Source organism: Candidatus Poriferisodalis sp. (genome assembly GCF_965208485.1).
Taxonomy (GTDB): Bacteria; Actinomycetota; Acidimicrobiia; order Acidimicrobiales; family Poriferisodalaceae; genus Poriferisodalis.
This window is the reverse complement of sequence record NZ_OZ242344.1, coordinates 2,923,685-2,938,831: the sequence shown is the minus strand read 5'-3', so window position 1 is coordinate 2,938,831 and position 15,147 is coordinate 2,923,685. Positions and strand designations below refer to the sequence as shown.

General features: G+C 65.9%; 15 protein-coding genes. 12 read left to right on the top strand and 3 right to left on the bottom strand.

The window, feature by feature from the left end:
• Positions 1-23: 23 nt before the first annotated feature.
• From ACOGXQ_RS13780 to ACOGXQ_RS13770, 3 genes are all read right to left on the bottom strand, one after another.
• Positions 24-491 (bottom strand): PTS sugar transporter subunit IIA, encoded by a 468-nt coding sequence (locus tag ACOGXQ_RS13780; protein ID WP_419944202.1) that lies wholly within the window; start codon positions 489-491, stop codon positions 24-26.
• A gap of 8 nt (positions 492-499) precedes the next feature.
• Positions 500-829 carry a PTS lactose transporter subunit IIB gene (locus ACOGXQ_RS13775; RefSeq protein ID WP_419944201.1) on the bottom strand — a complete coding sequence of 110 codons (330 nt, stop codon included), beginning with the start codon at positions 827-829 and terminating at the stop codon, positions 500-502.
• Between the two features lie 118 nt (positions 830-947).
• On the bottom strand, positions 948-2,102 hold the full coding sequence (locus ACOGXQ_RS13770) for a PTS transporter subunit EIIC (RefSeq protein WP_419944200.1): 1,155 nt from the start codon (positions 2,100-2,102) through the stop codon (positions 948-950).
• 429 nt (positions 2,103-2,531) lie between these two features.
• On the opposite strand from ACOGXQ_RS13770, the gene ACOGXQ_RS13765 reads away from it, so the two are divergent.
• From ACOGXQ_RS13765 to ACOGXQ_RS13710, 12 genes are all read left to right on the top strand, one after another.
• A complete protein-coding gene (locus ACOGXQ_RS13765) occupies positions 2,532-2,897 on the top strand; it encodes an NADH-quinone oxidoreductase subunit A (RefSeq protein WP_419930652.1) in 366 nt (121 codons plus the stop codon).
• A gap of 20 nt (positions 2,898-2,917) precedes the next feature.
• Positions 2,918-3,466 (top strand): NADH-quinone oxidoreductase subunit B, encoded by a 549-nt coding sequence (locus ACOGXQ_RS13760; protein WP_419930653.1) that lies wholly within the window; start codon positions 2,918-2,920, stop codon positions 3,464-3,466.
• Between the two features lie 2 nt (positions 3,467-3,468).
• The gene (locus ACOGXQ_RS13755) at positions 3,469-4,203 is read left to right on the top strand and encodes an NADH-quinone oxidoreductase subunit C (RefSeq protein ID WP_419944199.1); all 735 of its coding nucleotides are present in this window, start codon (positions 3,469-3,471) and stop codon (positions 4,201-4,203) included.
• A complete protein-coding gene (locus tag ACOGXQ_RS13750; RefSeq protein ID WP_419930654.1) occupies positions 4,200-5,381 on the top strand; it encodes an NADH-quinone oxidoreductase subunit D in 1,182 nt (393 codons plus the stop codon). The genes ACOGXQ_RS13755 and ACOGXQ_RS13750 overlap by 4 nt, the downstream gene beginning before the upstream one ends.
• Positions 5,378-6,406 carry an NADH-quinone oxidoreductase subunit NuoH gene (gene nuoH, locus ACOGXQ_RS13745; RefSeq protein WP_419863466.1) on the top strand — a complete coding sequence of 343 codons (1,029 nt, stop codon included), beginning with the start codon at positions 5,378-5,380 and terminating at the stop codon, positions 6,404-6,406. The genes ACOGXQ_RS13750 and nuoH overlap by 4 nt, the downstream gene beginning before the upstream one ends.
• Positions 6,407-7,024, top strand: a complete 618-nt coding sequence (locus tag ACOGXQ_RS13740) for a NuoI/complex I 23 kDa subunit family protein (protein WP_419944198.1) — start codon at positions 6,407-6,409, stop codon at positions 7,022-7,024. It begins immediately after the preceding gene.
• Between the two features lie 8 nt (positions 7,025-7,032).
• A complete protein-coding gene (locus tag ACOGXQ_RS13735; RefSeq protein WP_323671378.1) occupies positions 7,033-7,527 on the top strand; it encodes an NADH-quinone oxidoreductase subunit J in 495 nt (164 codons plus the stop codon).
• Between the two features lie 6 nt (positions 7,528-7,533).
• Positions 7,534-7,833 (top strand): NADH-quinone oxidoreductase subunit NuoK, encoded by a 300-nt coding sequence (gene nuoK, locus ACOGXQ_RS13730; protein WP_419930657.1) that lies wholly within the window; start codon positions 7,534-7,536, stop codon positions 7,831-7,833.
• 10 nt (positions 7,834-7,843) lie between these two features.
• Entirely contained in the window at positions 7,844-10,027 is a 2,184-nt protein-coding gene (gene nuoL, locus ACOGXQ_RS13725; protein ID WP_419944197.1) for an NADH-quinone oxidoreductase subunit L, read from the top strand.
• A 145-nt stretch (positions 10,028-10,172) separates the two neighbouring features.
• Positions 10,173-11,744 carry a complex I subunit 4 family protein gene (locus tag ACOGXQ_RS13720; protein WP_419944196.1) on the top strand — a complete coding sequence of 524 codons (1,572 nt, stop codon included), beginning with the start codon at positions 10,173-10,175 and terminating at the stop codon, positions 11,742-11,744.
• A 2-nt stretch (positions 11,745-11,746) separates the two neighbouring features.
• Positions 11,747-13,411, top strand: a complete 1,665-nt coding sequence (locus tag ACOGXQ_RS13715; protein ID WP_419944195.1) for an NADH-quinone oxidoreductase subunit N — start codon at positions 11,747-11,749, stop codon at positions 13,409-13,411.
• A 47-nt stretch (positions 13,412-13,458) separates the two neighbouring features.
• Positions 13,459-14,772: an SAM-dependent methyltransferase gene (locus ACOGXQ_RS13710; RefSeq protein WP_419944194.1), complete on the top strand. Its 1,314-nt coding sequence runs from the start codon at positions 13,459-13,461 to the stop codon at positions 14,770-14,772.
• Positions 14,773-15,147 lie beyond the last annotated feature (375 nt).

The following is a 15,147-nucleotide window of genomic DNA, read 5'->3' as shown; positions in this document are numbered from 1 at the left end:
CCTGCCTTCAATCGTCGCCGTACTCAGTCGTCGGAAGGGGGTGCAGCACTCAGCTGGGTGTAGACGAACTCGGCATCGCCCGTCTGCGCAAGCTGCTCGCAGAGCTCTTCGTCTTGCAGTATCTCCGCTAGCTGCGACAGGACGCGTACGTGATCGTCGCCGACCGCCGCGAGCCCGACCACCAGATGCGCCGTTCCCGGCCCCCAGTCGACGCCATCGGGGTACTGAGCGACCACGATGCCCGTCGACCGGATGAAGTCCTTGCTCTCGTTCACCCCATGGGGCAGGGCGACGCCGTTGCCCAGATACGTGGACACAACTCGTTCCCGCTGTTTCATCCCCTCGACATAGGGGGGCGTCACCGAGTTACGATTCACGAGCAGGCCGCCCGCGTGCTCGATGGCTTCGTCCATGGAATTCGCTCGGCACCCGAGCACAACGTCCGCTCGGGTCAGGACAGACCCAAGTCCGTCCTCTGCACTGTCGTCCACGTCAGCGCTCAGATCTTCGACACGACCGGATCACCGGCCTTCAGCGTTGCGACGAGCTGCTTCACCGACGGGTCATTCACGAACAGAATGAACGGCACGATGGCAGCCGTAGGAACCTTCTCCTTGGCCTGCTTCGCCAGACCTTGGTGGACCACGATCACGTCGGCATCGTCGGACAGCTGCCCCACCGGCCGGTGCACGACAGTGATGTCGAGCTTGGCCTTCTTGACCAGCTTCTTCAGCTGATTCGCGCCCATCAGGCTGCTGCCCATACCTGCCTCGCAGGCGAACACGATCAGCTTCACGTCGCTCGCCGTCTTGGTGACTCGCTCCGTCATCTTTGACCTCCGGTCGGTGCCGACGAGAATAGGAGGACCGGGGCAGTCAGCCATCCTGAACCGCCCCGGCCTCCTCAGGCTGCGCCCAACTGGGGGTCAGCGCAACCTCCGCGGCATCTCAGTTCAGCGGGACACCCTCCATGGCGTCGTCGAGCGAAGTGTCGTCGTCGCTGTCGTCGATCTCTGGGACCGGGAACAGTCTCAGCAGGATCGAGCCGACGATGAACGCAGCTGCGGCTCCTGCCGCGATACCTAGGAACACCCCCGCGATCGCTCCGCCGTTGGACGGCAAGAAGGAGATGTAGGCGAAGATGCTGCCTGGAGAGGGCGGCCCGGTCAGACCTGCGTCGAAGATCACGAACACGATGTCGGCCACGATGCCGCCTGCCCACATGGCACCGATCATCACCGGGTTCATCAGGACGTACGGGAAGTACACCTCGTGGATCCCGCCGAAGAAATGGATGATGATGGCACCGGGAGCGGACAGCTTGGCCAACCCCTTGCCGGCAAACCAGTACGCGAGCAGCAGCCCCAGACCAGGTCCGGGATTCGACTCGAGCATGTAGTAGATCGAGCGGCCGGTCTCAGCCACGTCGGTGGTGCCCAGCGGTGTGAGCACCCCGTGGTTGATGGCGTTGTTGAGGAACAGCACCTTGCCGACTTCGATGGGCAGATCCATGAGCGGCAGCAGGCCGGCATCGCTGAGGGCCTCGACCATGTTGCCGAAGGCATCGGCAATCTCGCGCATGATCGGGCCGATGATCCGGTAGCCGAGCATCGCGAGGCCCAAGCCGGCGATGCCTTGGGAGAAGTTGTTGACCAGCATCTCGAATCCCGACGGCGTGCGGGGTTGGAGGAACTTGTCGATCTCGCGCATCACCAAACCGGCGAGCGGGCCGGCCACCATCGCACCCATGAACTGCGGCGCTCCACCGGCACCGGCGATTCCGAACTGGACACCGCGGTCCTCAGCGGCAGCGGCGGCGAGTTCTTCCCAGAAACCCGGTTGCAGCGCGGCGCCGGCGATGACGCCCATTACGGCGACCGCGCCGAGCACACCGCCTCTGTGGCCGTAGATCAGCTTGCCGCCGGTGTAGGCGATAAGAAGCGGCAACAGGTACCGGATCATCGGGACGACGGTCAGACCCGTAATCGTCCCCCAGTCCCAGCCGAGCGCATCGTTGCCGATCTTCGACAACCAGCCCGTTGGGATGAAGAGAGCTGTGATGAGTCCCCAAGCGATGAACGCACCGATGTTCGGTATGACCATGCTCGATAGGAACCCGCCGAAACGTTGAACACGTTGAAGCATGCGTAAACCCCCCTTGCTTCAGGCGATTGGAGCATCTTTGCCCCTGGGATCCGTCCGGCTCTACTGCCAATTCGGCACCGGTCGACAGTGACAATCTGGGTGTCTCGCGCCAGTTCTGGCCATTCGCAAGGCGGGTGACCCGCGCTTCTGGATGGTCGATCTCGATCCTCACCATGCCAGGTCGGCAACAGTTGCATAGCTGGTGCCGTGCTGCACACGAGCTCGGACCGCTTCAGTCTCGGCAAGCGAATGGAGACGATGTCGATCAGCGCTCTGTGGAGCTGAAGCGATGGCACCCCGGCGCCTGAGTGTCGCCCTTGGAACCGTGGTCGGCACGCTGGTCGAGAATCGGCGCAGGGTGGCGCGAAGTCGCTAGCGTTGCGGTCCGTGTCCGACCTCTTGCGGAGCTATCTGACTGTCGCGATCTTCGGCACAGCGGCAGTCCTGATGGCCTTCACGATGTTCGGTGTCGCACGAGTCCTGCGGCCCCAGCGACCGACGCCGCAGAAGCTCATCGCATATGAGAGCGGCGTAGATCCGGTAGGCAGCGACTGGACCCAGAGCCAGATCCGCTACTACGTCTTCGCGGTGCTCTTTGTCTTGTTCGACGTGGAGGCCGTGTTCATCTTTCCTTGGGCGACGCGGCTCGAGGTCTATGCCCTGTTCGGCCTGGTCGAGATGGCAATTTTCATCTTCATCCTGGTGCTGGGCCTGTTCTACGCATGGCGCAAGGGCGTCCTGCGCTGGGTCTGAGGGGCTGAGGGAATCCCACGATGGCACTGGTCGACAAGGTCAAACTGCCCAAGCCGCTCACCTGGCTGCTGAACTTCGGCCGGGCCCGCTCGCTGTGGGTGTACCAGTGGGGCCTGGCCTGCTGTGCCATCGAGATGGGTGCCGCGTTCGGTTCTCCCCGGTACGACGTGATGCGGCTCGGGGTCATCCCGTTCCCTGCCAGCCCGCGCCAGGCCGACCTGGTGGTGATCTCCGGCACCGTGACCGACAAAATGGCGCCGGTCATCCGCCGCCTGTACGAGCAGATGCCCGAGCCCAAGTACGTCATCTCGATGGGCTCGTGCGCCAACTGCGGCGGGCCCTACTGGGACAGCTACTCGGTCACCAAGGGCGTGGATCAGGTCATCCCGGTCGACGTGTACGTGCCCGGCTGCCCGCCACGACCCGAAGCACTGCTGGAAGGCATCGTGCTGCTGCAGGAACGCATCCAGCGCGAAGACATGCAGGAACGCTGGCGAGGCGAGCCGATAGTGGTGCCGCCCTCGGCACCATCATCAACACGTGTGCCGGCGGGATCGGCACAGGCGTAGACATGGCGGACGAAACCGGCGAGGACGCAGCGGAGCCAGGTGACGAGGCGCGTGAAGCGCTCGCCGCCGAGCTGTCCGAGCTGCTCGGCGACGCGATGGTGGAATTCCACGTCGAAGCAGGGCAGAACCTCTGGCTGCGCATCGACGTCGCGCAGTGGCATGCCGCGATGACGGCGCTGCGCGATGCCGGTTTCTCCTACTTCGGCTTCCTCTCCGCCATCGACTGGACCGATGCGCCCGAAGGCCGCTACGAGGACACTGAGTTCGACGCCGCGGGGGTCGGGCAGGACGACGAAGCCGCCAGCGCCACCGCCGAGGAGACGGTGCGGCACGGAGGCGGCGAGACACGCTTCCAATTGCTGGCGCAGTTGCACTCGCCGACCCGCCACGCCGCTGTCCTCATCAAGGCCGACCTGGCGGAGGTCGCCGACAGCGATGGGCGCAGTACGCCTGAGGCGGTGCCGTCGATCATCGATGTCTTCGCCGGTGCCGACTGGCATGAACGCGAGGCCCACGAGATGTTCGGCCTCGTCTTCGACGGGCACCCGAATCTGGCACACATCTACCTGCCCACCGAATTCGAGGGCCACCCCCTGCGCAAAGATTTCCCGCTGCTGGCGCGTGCGGTCAAGCCGTGGCCCGGCGTCGTCGATATCGAAGAGATCCCGCCGGAGCTCGAAGCCCAGCTTGAGGCCGAGGTGATGGCCGAGTTCGAAGCATCGGGCGCGGGCGCATGAGCGCTGCAACGGCGACTGACCTGCGCTCACAGCAGGCCTACGTGGCGGCCCAGGCCGCGGATGCCCGCGTCAACGTCGAGCTGGACACCGGCGACATGACGCTGAACATCGGCCCGCAGCACCCCGCCACGCACGGCACGCTGCGCATCGCCTGCCAACTCGACGGCGAGCAGGTCATCTCGGCCGAGCCGCTGATGGGCTACATGCACCGCGGCTACGAGAAGCTGTGCGAGGTCCGCACCTACCCGCAGTGCACCACGCTGATCAACCGCATCGACTGGCTGGGCAGCTTCGCCAACGAGGTGCCGTTCATCTTGGCGGCCGAGCAGCTGATGGGGGTGGAGGCCCCGCCACGCGCCCAGTGGATCCGCACCATCCTGTTCGAGTTGAGCCGCATTGCGAACGTGTCGCTGTTCCTCGGCGACATGGGCGTGCAAGTCGGCGCGCTCACCCCGGTGTTCTTCGCCTTCCGCGACCGCGAGCGGGTGCTCAATCAGATCGAAGAGGTCACCGGCGGCCGCTTCCACCCCAACTTCGACCGCATCGGCGGCCTGAAGGACGACATCCCCCGCGGCTGGATCGCCGAGACGCACGCCGTCATGGCCAAGATGCGCGGTTTCTGCGACGAGATGGAAGACCTGCTCATGGGCAACGAGATCTTCCAAACTCGCTGCCGCAGCGTGGGTGTGATTCCGGGCGACGTGGCGCTCAGCTACGGCCTGTCGGGCGCCAACCTCCGAGCCAGCGGCGTCGACTGGGACCTGCGCCGCGACGCAAACCCGGGCCTCGCCTGGGATCAGGTCGACTGGCGGGTCTGGACTCACCCCGACGGCGACTCGTTCGCCCGCTACTGGGTGCGCCTGCAGGAGACCCGCGAGGCCACCAAGATCGTCGACCAGCTGCTCGACGGCATCCCCTCGGGCCCGATCATGGCCAAGGTGCCGCGCATCATCAAGGTGCCCGCCGGTGAGGCCTACGTCTCCACGGAGAACCCGCTGGGCGAGATGGGCTACTACGTGGTGTCCAAGGGCGGTCTGGGCCCGTTCCGGGTGAAGATCCGCACGCCCAGCTTCAGCAACATCTCGGTCGTGCCGTGGGTGATGCGGGGCACGTACGTGCCCGACATCATCACCATCCTCGGCTCGCTGTACTTCATCCTCGGGGATATCGACCGGTGACGGACCTGCTGGGACTGGCGTACTGGGCGGAGACCAGCATCAAGCTGGGCGTCGCGCTCATCGTCATCCCGACTGCCGCGCTCATGCTCGGCTACCTGTTCCTGCTGAAGATGATGGCGTTCATGCAGAGCCGGCTCGGCCCCCAGGACGTCGGCCCCTACGGCACGCTGCAGCTCATCGCCGACGCGGTGAAGTTCCTCCAGAAGGAAGACATCCACCCCGCCGCCGCCGACCGGCGTGTGTTCCGGGCAGCCCCCGTGGTGGTGCTGGCCTCGTCGTTCCTGCTGTTCGTGGTGCTGCCCACGGGCCCCGACGCAGTCGTGGAGAACCTGGACACCGGCATCTTCTACGCGATGGCGGTCTCGTCGCTGTCGGTGCTGGGCGTGCTGATGGCCGGCTGGGCCTCAGCCAACAAGTACGCACTGCTCGGCGGCCTGCGTGCGGCGGGTCAGCTCATTGCGTATGAGCTGCCGTTGATCCTCGCTGTCATGGGCGTGGTCATCCAGGCCGACTCGCTCAACTTGCAGCAGATCGTCCGAGCCCAGGCGGAGGGCGAGATCTTCGGCTTCGGCCTCATCGGCAACCCGTTCATCCTGACGCAGTTCGTCGGCTTTCTGATCTTCATGATCGCCGCCCAGGCCGAGCTGACCCAGACGCCGTTCGACATGCCCGTGGCCGAGACCGAGCTCGTCGGCGGCTTCCACGTGGAGTACACGGGCTTCCGCTTCTTGCTGTTCTTCATGGCCGAGGTGGCCACAGCGTTCGCCTTCTCGGCGCTCGCCACGGTGATGTTCCTGGGCGGCTGGTGGATCCCCGGCTTCGACTTCGACGCGCCGGTGCTGAACGTGCTCGGCCCCGTCGTGATGCTCGTCAAGATCCTGCTGGTGGCCTTCGTCATCTTCTGGATCCGCTTCACCTACCCACGCCTGCGAGAGGACCAGCTGCAGAAGTTTGCGTGGAAGGTGCTCATCCCGCTGTCGCTCGCCAACATTGTCGTGACGGGCATTTTCAAGGTGGTGCTCTAGATGCCACAGCTCCCCGGACTCCTGAAGGGCCTCGGCGTGACGGCGCGCACCGCTGCACGCACGCTGTTTCCCAAGCGAGGCATTCGCACGCTCATCCCGGCGCCGCAGCAGGGCTCGGTCACCGTGCAGTACCCGCACGAGAAAGAAGCGCCGCCCGACCGGGCGCGCGGCGTGATCGCGCTGCACGAGGAGAACTGCACCGCCTGCATGCTGTGCTCGCGTTCCTGCCCCGACTGGTGCATCTACATCGAGGGCCACAAGGTGAAGGCGCCGCCCCGGCGAGCCGGCGGCGCGGTGCGCTCGGTCAACGTGGTCGACCGCTTCGACATCGACTACGCGCTGTGCATGTACTGCGGCATCTGCGTGGAGGTGTGCCCATTCGACGCTTTGTTCTGGACGCCCGAGTACGAATACTCAGAGCCGCACATCGCCGACCTGCTGCACGACCGCATCCGCCTCAGCGAGTGGATGGAGACCGTGCCCGAGTTCCTGGACTACGAGCCCGGCTCGGAGCAGAAGGTGCGCAAGGTTCCCGAGTTCGGCACTGATGACTTCGCACCGGCGCGCAAGCTCGAAGCCGATGGCGCTCGCAGGCTCGCGTCCGGAGCCGGGAGCTAGGTCGCACGATGGTTGCGCAGAACATCGCCTTCGGCATCATCGCGGGAATCACCGTGCTAGCTGCCATTGGCATGGTCTCGACGCGCAACATCGTGCACGCAGCCCTGTTCCTGGTGATGGTGCTGGGCGGCCTTGCGGCCAACTACGTGCTGCTGACGGCCGAGTTCATTGCCACCACGCAGGTGCTCGTCTACATCGGCGCCGTGATGGTGCTGTTCCTGTTCGGCATCATGCTGACGCGGGCGCCGATCGGGCGAATACCCCAGATGACCGGCGCCACCTGGCCGGTTGCGGCGCTGTCGGCGCTGGCGCTGGGCGGCATCACCGTCTACGCCCTCATCGACCGTTTCGGCACCGATTCGCTGGCCACCGACAACACGGTCTTCCGCACGGCTGACGTGTCGGACTCGGTTTTCTCGCAGTACATCATCCCGTTCGAGGCCGTCTCGGTGCTGCTGCTGGCAGCGCTGATCGGCGCCGTCGTGCTGGCGCGCAGGGACTGAGCGCTCATGCTGCTGAACCAGTTCCTGCTGCTCGGTGCAGTGCTGTTCGCCGTCGGCGTCTATGGCGTGCTGGCGCGTCGCAACGGCGTGATGGTGCTGATGTCCATCGAGCTGATGCTCAACGCTGTCAACCTCAACCTGGTGGCGTTCGGGCTGCAGCACGACGTCGTGTCAGGGCAGGTCTTCGCCCTGTTCATCATCGCGGTCGCGGCGGCCGAGGTCGGCGTGGGCCTGGCCATCGTGCTGCTGCTGTACCGCAACCGCAAGTCGATCGCGGTCGACGAGTTCGACCTGATGAAGGGCTGAGCGCCGGCGTATGTGGATCCTCGAGAACGCCTTCCTCATCCCGCTGATCCCGGCGATCTCCTTCGTCGTCATCCTGCTGTTCGGCCGCAGCGTCATCGGCGTGGAGCGGGTCCAGAAGGTGGGCATCACCGCAATCGGCATCGTGTGGATTCTCTCGATGATCGCCGCGGTCTCCTGGATCACCCGGGTGGAAGACAGCACCTCGTCCAAGTCCGACGACGCCGAACACGCCCAGATCGCAGTCAACGAAGGGCTGAGCGCTTCCGCAGCCGCCGGCGTCGACGGCGAGCTGCATCTCGCCGCCGAAGACGACGGCCACGGCGCCGACGGCCACGGTTACGCCACCACCGAGCCCGTCATCTCCGAGGCGGACGGCTGGTGGTCGAGCGGCGGCGTCGACTTCGCAGTGGGCACGCTGGTGGACGGCCAGACCGTGCTGCTGCTGCTGGTGGTCACGTCCATCTCCTTGCTGGTGCACATCTATTCCAGCGAGTACGTGAAGGGCGACCGGCGCTTCGTCCACTACTACGCCTTCCTGAGCCTGTTCACCGCCTCGATGCTCTTCTTCGTGATGGCCCAGAACCTGGTCCAGATGATCGTGGGCTGGGAGCTGGTGGGCGTGTGCAGCTTCGTGCTGATCGGGCATTGGTGGGAGGAACGACCGAATACCGACGCGGCCGTGAAGGCCTTCCTGACCAATCGCGTCGGCGACATCGGCCTGCTGGTCGGCGTCGCGATCCTGTTCGGCACCTTCGGCACGTTCGACATCGACGCGATCAATCGCGCCGTCGGCGAGATGGGCAGCGAGGTCCACTTCGCCCTGCTGATCGCCTCGATTGCGCTCATGGCTGCGGTGTGCTCCAAGTCGGGCCAGTTCCCGCTGCACACATGGCTGCCCGATGCCATGGCCGGGCCCACGCCGGTCTCGGCGCTGATCCATGCCGCGACGATGGTCGTGGCGGGCGTGTTCATGATCGGCCGGCTCTACCCGGTCTTCTACGAGGGCTTCTCCATCGGCACCTCGTCGATCAACCTGATGGCGTTCATCGGCGGCTTCACGGCGCTGGCCGGTGCCGGGCTGGCCTTCGCCCAGTGGGACATCAAGAAAGTGCTGGCCTACAGCACCGTCAGCCAGCTCGGCTACATGGTGATGGCGCTGGGCGTGGGTGCCTGGACCGCGGCCATGTTCCACCTGTTCACGCACGCCTTCTTCAAGGCCTGCCTGTTCCTGGGGGCCGGCTCGGTCAGCCATGCGGCCCACCACACCTTCGACATGCGTGAGATGGGCGGCCTGCGCAAGTACATGCCGCATACCTACAAGACGTTCGTGATCTCGACGCTGGCGCTGGCCGGCATCTTCCCCTTCGCCGGATTCTGGTCGAAGGACGAGATCTTGCTGGGGGCGCTCGCCGGGCAACAGAACGCGTACCCGCTCATGCTCATCTTCGGCTGCGTCGTGGCATTGCTGACCGCCGCGTACATGACGCGGGTGATCTGGTACACGTTCTGGGGCGAATACCGGGGTCACGGACACCCGCACGAGTCGCCCAAGGTCATGACGGTGCCGCTGTGGATTCTGGCGGTCATGGCGGTGGTGGCGGGCGCCTTCAATCTGCCGACGCCGGTGCTGGAGATATTCGGTCTTGAAGGCCTTGCGCATCTCGTGCAGACCTACGCCGAGCCGACGCACTACCTGAATGCGATCGGGCTGTCGCATCCCGATCCGTCGCTGTGGCTGGCGCTCGTTGGCCTCGCGCTGGCGCTGGCCGGCATCGCCATAACGTTCATCTACTTCTGGCGCAACACCGGGCCGCACGGGCTCACCGAGCGGAACCGCTACGCCAAGGCCGGGTACACGTTCCTCGAGCAGAAGTACTACCTCGACCACCTCTACACCGACATCGTGGTGGGCTCGATCAAGGCGCCGATTGCCCGGGCGGCGAACTGGTTCAACGACAACGTGATCGACAAGGTGGTCAACACCGCCGGCGAGGGGGCACGCGACAGCGGTCGCTGGGTGTATCGCTGGATCGACCAGGGCACCATCGACAACACCGTCAACGCGCTCGGCAGCGGTGCCGATGCCGGCGGGCAGGGTCTGCGGGTGATGCAGACCGGCAAAGTCCAGAACTACGGCTCGCTGCTGTTCGGCACAGCGGCCGTGGTCGCCATCGTGTTCGTGATCGTCCTGTGACCCGCGCTCGCTGTCACGCTGTCGTCGCAGGCTCCGCGCTGTTCGGGAGCTTCGCCGCCGGCCGACCTACCCACCGCCCCGCGGCCCCGGCATCTCGCCGCCTCAACCCCGCCGCACCGTGTTCTTACCGAGAGGGAGCTTCGTAGTGGACGCAACTGGATTCGACGCTTGGGCGCTGACGCTCGCGGTGTTCCTGCCTGCTGTCGGCGCGCTCGTGATGATGGCAGTGCCGCGCGCGCGCGAGCTCGAGCTGAAGATGATCGCGCTCGGCGCCTCGCTGGCGTCGCTGGCGGTCGGCGTGTACCTGCTGTTCGCCTTCGACTACGGCAACGCTGGGTCGCTGCAGTTCGTGGTGGACAAAGGCTGGATCAACGCCATTGACGCCGACTACATCATGGGTCTCGACGGCCTGTCCTTGCCGCTGCTGATCCTGTCGATGGTGATCATCCCGCTGTGCGTGATCTACTCGTGGGAGCACATCCCCGAGCCGGGCAATGCCAAGGCGTTCCTGATCTTGATGCTGATTTTGGCATCGGGCATGAACGGCACCTTCGTGGCGCAGGACCTCATCCTGTTCTTCGTCTTCTTCGAAGTGGTGCTGCTGCCGATGTACTTCATGATCGGCGTGTGGGGCGGCGAGAATCGTCGCTATGCCTCGCTGAAGTTCTTCCTGTTCACGCTGTTCGGCTCAGCGCTGATGATCGTCAGCTTCGTGGCGCTGTACTTCGTGGATCCCGCGGGGGTTGCGGAGGCCGGTGCCGCGTCTGGCACCTTCGACATGCGAATCCTCAAGGAGGCTGCCGGCGGCAGTCTGGTCGAAAGCACCCAGGCGTTGATCTTCGCGGGCCTGTTCATGGGCTTCGGCATCAAGGTGCCGATGTTCCCGTTCCACACCTGGCTGCCCGACGCGCACACCGAGGCGCCCACCGTGGGCTCGGTGATCCTGGCAGCAGTCCTGCTGAAGCTGGGCACCTACGGTTTCGTGCGGATCGCGCTGCCGTTCCTGCCCGAAGGCGCTGCGGCCTGGGCGCCGTGGATCGGCCTGCTGGCGGTCATCGGCATCATCTACGGCGCCTTGGGCTGCCTGGCGCAGACCGACATGAAGCGCCTCATCGCGTTCAGCTCGGTGGCGCACATGGGCTTCGTGATGCTCGGCATCGCCACGCTGACCGACATCGGCATCAACGCCGCAGTGTTCGGCATGGTGGCCCACGGGATCATCACCGGGATGTTGTTCTTCCTGGCCGGTTCGGTGAAAGAGCGCTACCACACGCTCGAGATCAGCCGGCTGGGCGGCCTGCTGAAGTCGGCCCCTCGCATGGGCTGGATCCTGGCCATCTCCGCGATGGCGTCGCTGGGCCTGCCCGGCCTGGCGGGGTTCTGGGGCGAGTTCCCAGCGATCCTGTCGGCCTACAACCCCGGTGCCGGTCTGTCTGAGGCGACCTTCCGCACCTACATGGTGATCGCCGCCGTGGGGACCGTGTTTGCCGCCGGGTACCTGCTGTGGCTGTTCCAGCGCAGCGCCTTCGGTGAGCCCAAGCCCGAATGGGAAGGCCACACGATCGCCGATGTCAACCGCTACGAGTGGGCGGCGTGGACGCCGCTCATCATCGCGATGGTGCTCTTCGGCTGGGTCCCCGGATTGATTTTCGGTGTGGTCGATGACGTGTCGGTGGGCATCGCCGAGAGCATCAGCGCAGCGGTGAGCGGGAGCTGACGATGAGCCTCGGGGCACTTCTCGCGTTTGTGCGGCCTGATCTCGACTGGCACGCGCTCGCGCCCGAATTGACCCTGCTCGCGGTCGGCACGCTCGTGACCGTCGCCGACATCGCGCTCGACGACAAGGCCAAGCGGATCATGCCCACGCTCACCGGCGTCGGCCTGCTGGCCACGCTGGTGCCGATCCTGACCTTGGCGGCCGACGGTGCCGAACGGTCCATGTTCGGCGGCGCGTACGTCGTCGACGACTTCTCGCTGGTGCTCAAGGCGCTGTTCGTCTTGGCCGGCTACGTCGTAGTGCTGATGTCGGTCGACTATGTGCGGGACGGCGACTACTACGAGAACGAGTACTACACGCTGCTGCTGACGTCGCTGCTGGGCATGGTCATGATGTCCAGCTCGCGCGACCTGGTCAGCGTGTTCGTGGCGCTGGAGCTGCTGTCGATTCCCGCGTACATGCTGGCAGCGTGGCGCAAGGGCGGGCCCCGTTCCAACGAGGCCGGCCTGAAGTACTACCTGATGGGGGTGTTCGCCTCGGCGGTGATGCTGTACGGCATGTCGCTGGTGTTCGGCGTGTCCGGCGGCACCGACTTCGGCACGATTGCCGAGGCGCTCAAGGGTGAGGGCGCGAGCCCGATTGCGATCGTGGCGATCCTGTTCGTGCTGATCGGGTTCGCGTTCAAGGTGTCGGCCGTGCCGTTCCACACGTGGGCACCCGACACCTACGAGGGTGCTCCGACGCCGGTGACGGCGTTCTTGTCGGTGGCGTCCAAGGCAGCGGGCATGGTGGCGCTGCTGGCCTTGGTGTTCGTGGCCTTCGAAGGTGCCGCCGACATCATCCAGCCGTTCTTCTGGGTGCTGGCTGTGGTGACCATGACGATCGGCAACCTGATCGCATTGCGCCAGACGAACATCGTGCGGATGCTGGCCTACTCGGGTGTGGCGCAGGGCGGCTTCATGCTGGTGCCTTTCGCCGTGGCGTTCGAGGGCGATTCCTGGACGGTCCCGGGCACCGGCGTCACCACATCCATACTGCCCAGCGCGTATGAGGCCGTCATCGTGTACGCCATCATCTACGCCTTCATGAACCTGGGGGCGTTCAGCGTGGTGCTGGCGGTGGCGCGCCGGACCCGCTCGGGCGAGATCGACAGCTATGCCGGACTGTTCAGATACGCACCGGGCATGGCGGTGCTGATGACGCTCTTCCTGGCAGCGCTGGCGGGGATCCCGCCCGCGGGCGGATGGTTCGCCAAGTTCGTGGTGTTCCGTGCGCTGGCGGAGGCCAACACGCCCGCCGGTTGGGTGCTGGCGGCGATCGTTGCGGTGAACGCGGTGATCGCCTTCGGCTACTACGCCCGGGTGCTGGTGCAGATGTGGTTCCAGCCGGTGCCCGAGCAGGTCTCGCTGGGAGTGGATGCCCGAGACGACGAGGCCGAAGCGAGTCCCGAGCCTGCCGATGCTGATCATGACGAACACGGCGCCGGCTTCCTGGCTACCGGGACGCGCCAGGCCACGATGGTGAGCTTCACGTCAGGCCCGATCCCGATGACCGGAGCGCTGGCGGCTGCGTTGGCCATCACGGCGATCGTTACGCTGGCGCTCGGGATCTTCCCCGGCCTCGTCAGCCACTTCGGCGACGTCGCATCGTTCTATCTCGGCGGCTGATCACCGGCGGGGCACGTGATCCCGGTCGGGCGTCCAGACTGAAGCCGATGTCTGGTCCCGTCGGCGGCACCGTGCGTTTCGATGCCTTCATGGAAGATGCGCTGTACGGCCCGTCGGGTTTCTACGTGCGCGGCGGCCGACCGGCAGCGCGCGATGGCGACTTCGCCACCTCGGTCGAGTTGGGCACGTTGTTTGCCCGGTGTGTGGCCGGCTACTTGGACCGCACCTGGAACGAGCTCGGCCGACCCGACCCGTTTGTCGTGGTCGAGGGCGGTGCCGGCCGCGGGACGCTGTGCCGCCAGGTCCTGACGTACGCAGGCGACTGTCGTCGAGCACTGCGCTACGTGATGGTGGAGCGCGTCGCCCACCAGCGCGCCGACGCCCTCACCGCCGTCGCTGATATGCACAGCCGCCCCCCCGCCTCGCCGGTCACTGGGCTTCGCGCCAATACGGGCGATGAGGATGCGGGCGACGGGCCTGTCACTAGCTCGGAACAACCTGTGATTGCCGCGGCGGATCTCCCAAAGGGCCCGGTGGTCGGTGTGGTGCTCGCCAACGAGCTGCTCGACAACCTGCCGTTCCGCCTGCTCGAACGCTCAGCGACCGGCTGGCGAGAGGTGCACATCAAACGCGATGAGCCCGCGGCCGAGGCCTCACAAACCAGCGAATGCGACGGCACGTCCGAATCTGAGGAGCTCCTGTCCGCTGCCGGAACCGCCGCCGTTGCCGCCCCCGCCGCCCTCGCAGGTGCTGTCGCCGATGCCCCCGACCCTGCTGGTGTCGCCGGTCCCGCCGCCGCCGTTGCCGCCGTTGCCGCCCCCGCCGCCGCCACGGGAACAGTGTCGGAGTTGCTGTTCGATGCACCGGACGATGCGGCGGCGATGGCCGATGCGCTGGCGCCTCATGCCGAGCCGGGCGCACGAGTGCCGCTGCAGTTGAAGGCGGTGGTCTGGGTCGGCCGGGCGCTGCGGCTGGTTGACCGCGGCCGCCTGCTGGTATTCGACTACGGAGTGCCGACCACCGCTGAGCTGGCGGCGCGCTCCGTGACGGAGTGGTTGCGTACCTACCGTGCCCATCGCCGCGGGCACGACCCGTTGGGCGACCCCGGCTCGGCCGACATCACCTGCGACGTGGCATTCGACCAGCTCCCGCCCGGTGCCACGCTGACCCTCCAAGCCGATTGGCTCACCGGCGCTGGCATCGCCGACATGACGGTGGCAGCACAGCGTCTGTGGCAGCGAAGCCGAGCCAACCCAACTGCCGACTCGCTCGCAGCCCGGACCCTGCTCGACGAAGCCGCCGCACTCACCGATCCACACGGCATGGGCGCCTTCTGGGCCGCTGAGTGGCACGTCGGCTGAGACTCTGCGCCGCGGCGCAGTCCCGGTGATCCTGTTCCTACTGCCCTGCTGCCTCGCTGCACCTCCTTGTGTTCATGGTCTGTTCCGGTCTGCTCAGGCTTGGTGCCGATCGGACCAACTTGGCCTCGCTGCACCTCCTTGTGTTCATGGTCTGTTCCAGTGTCTGCCTGAGCAGTCCGTTCTCGATGGCGGGCCGCTGCAGGCCTGGCTCGTCGCCGTCCGGCTGGCGGTGCCTAGATGATTAGTTCCAAGGTTGGCGCTGGAAACCTGAGTGTGCAATAGACCAAGAAGAATCGAGAGACATCGATGACTTCCGTATCGCGGGTTGCTCGGCTCCTGAGTCCGTTGCCGACCTTGCGCTCCGGCTCAGCTCCG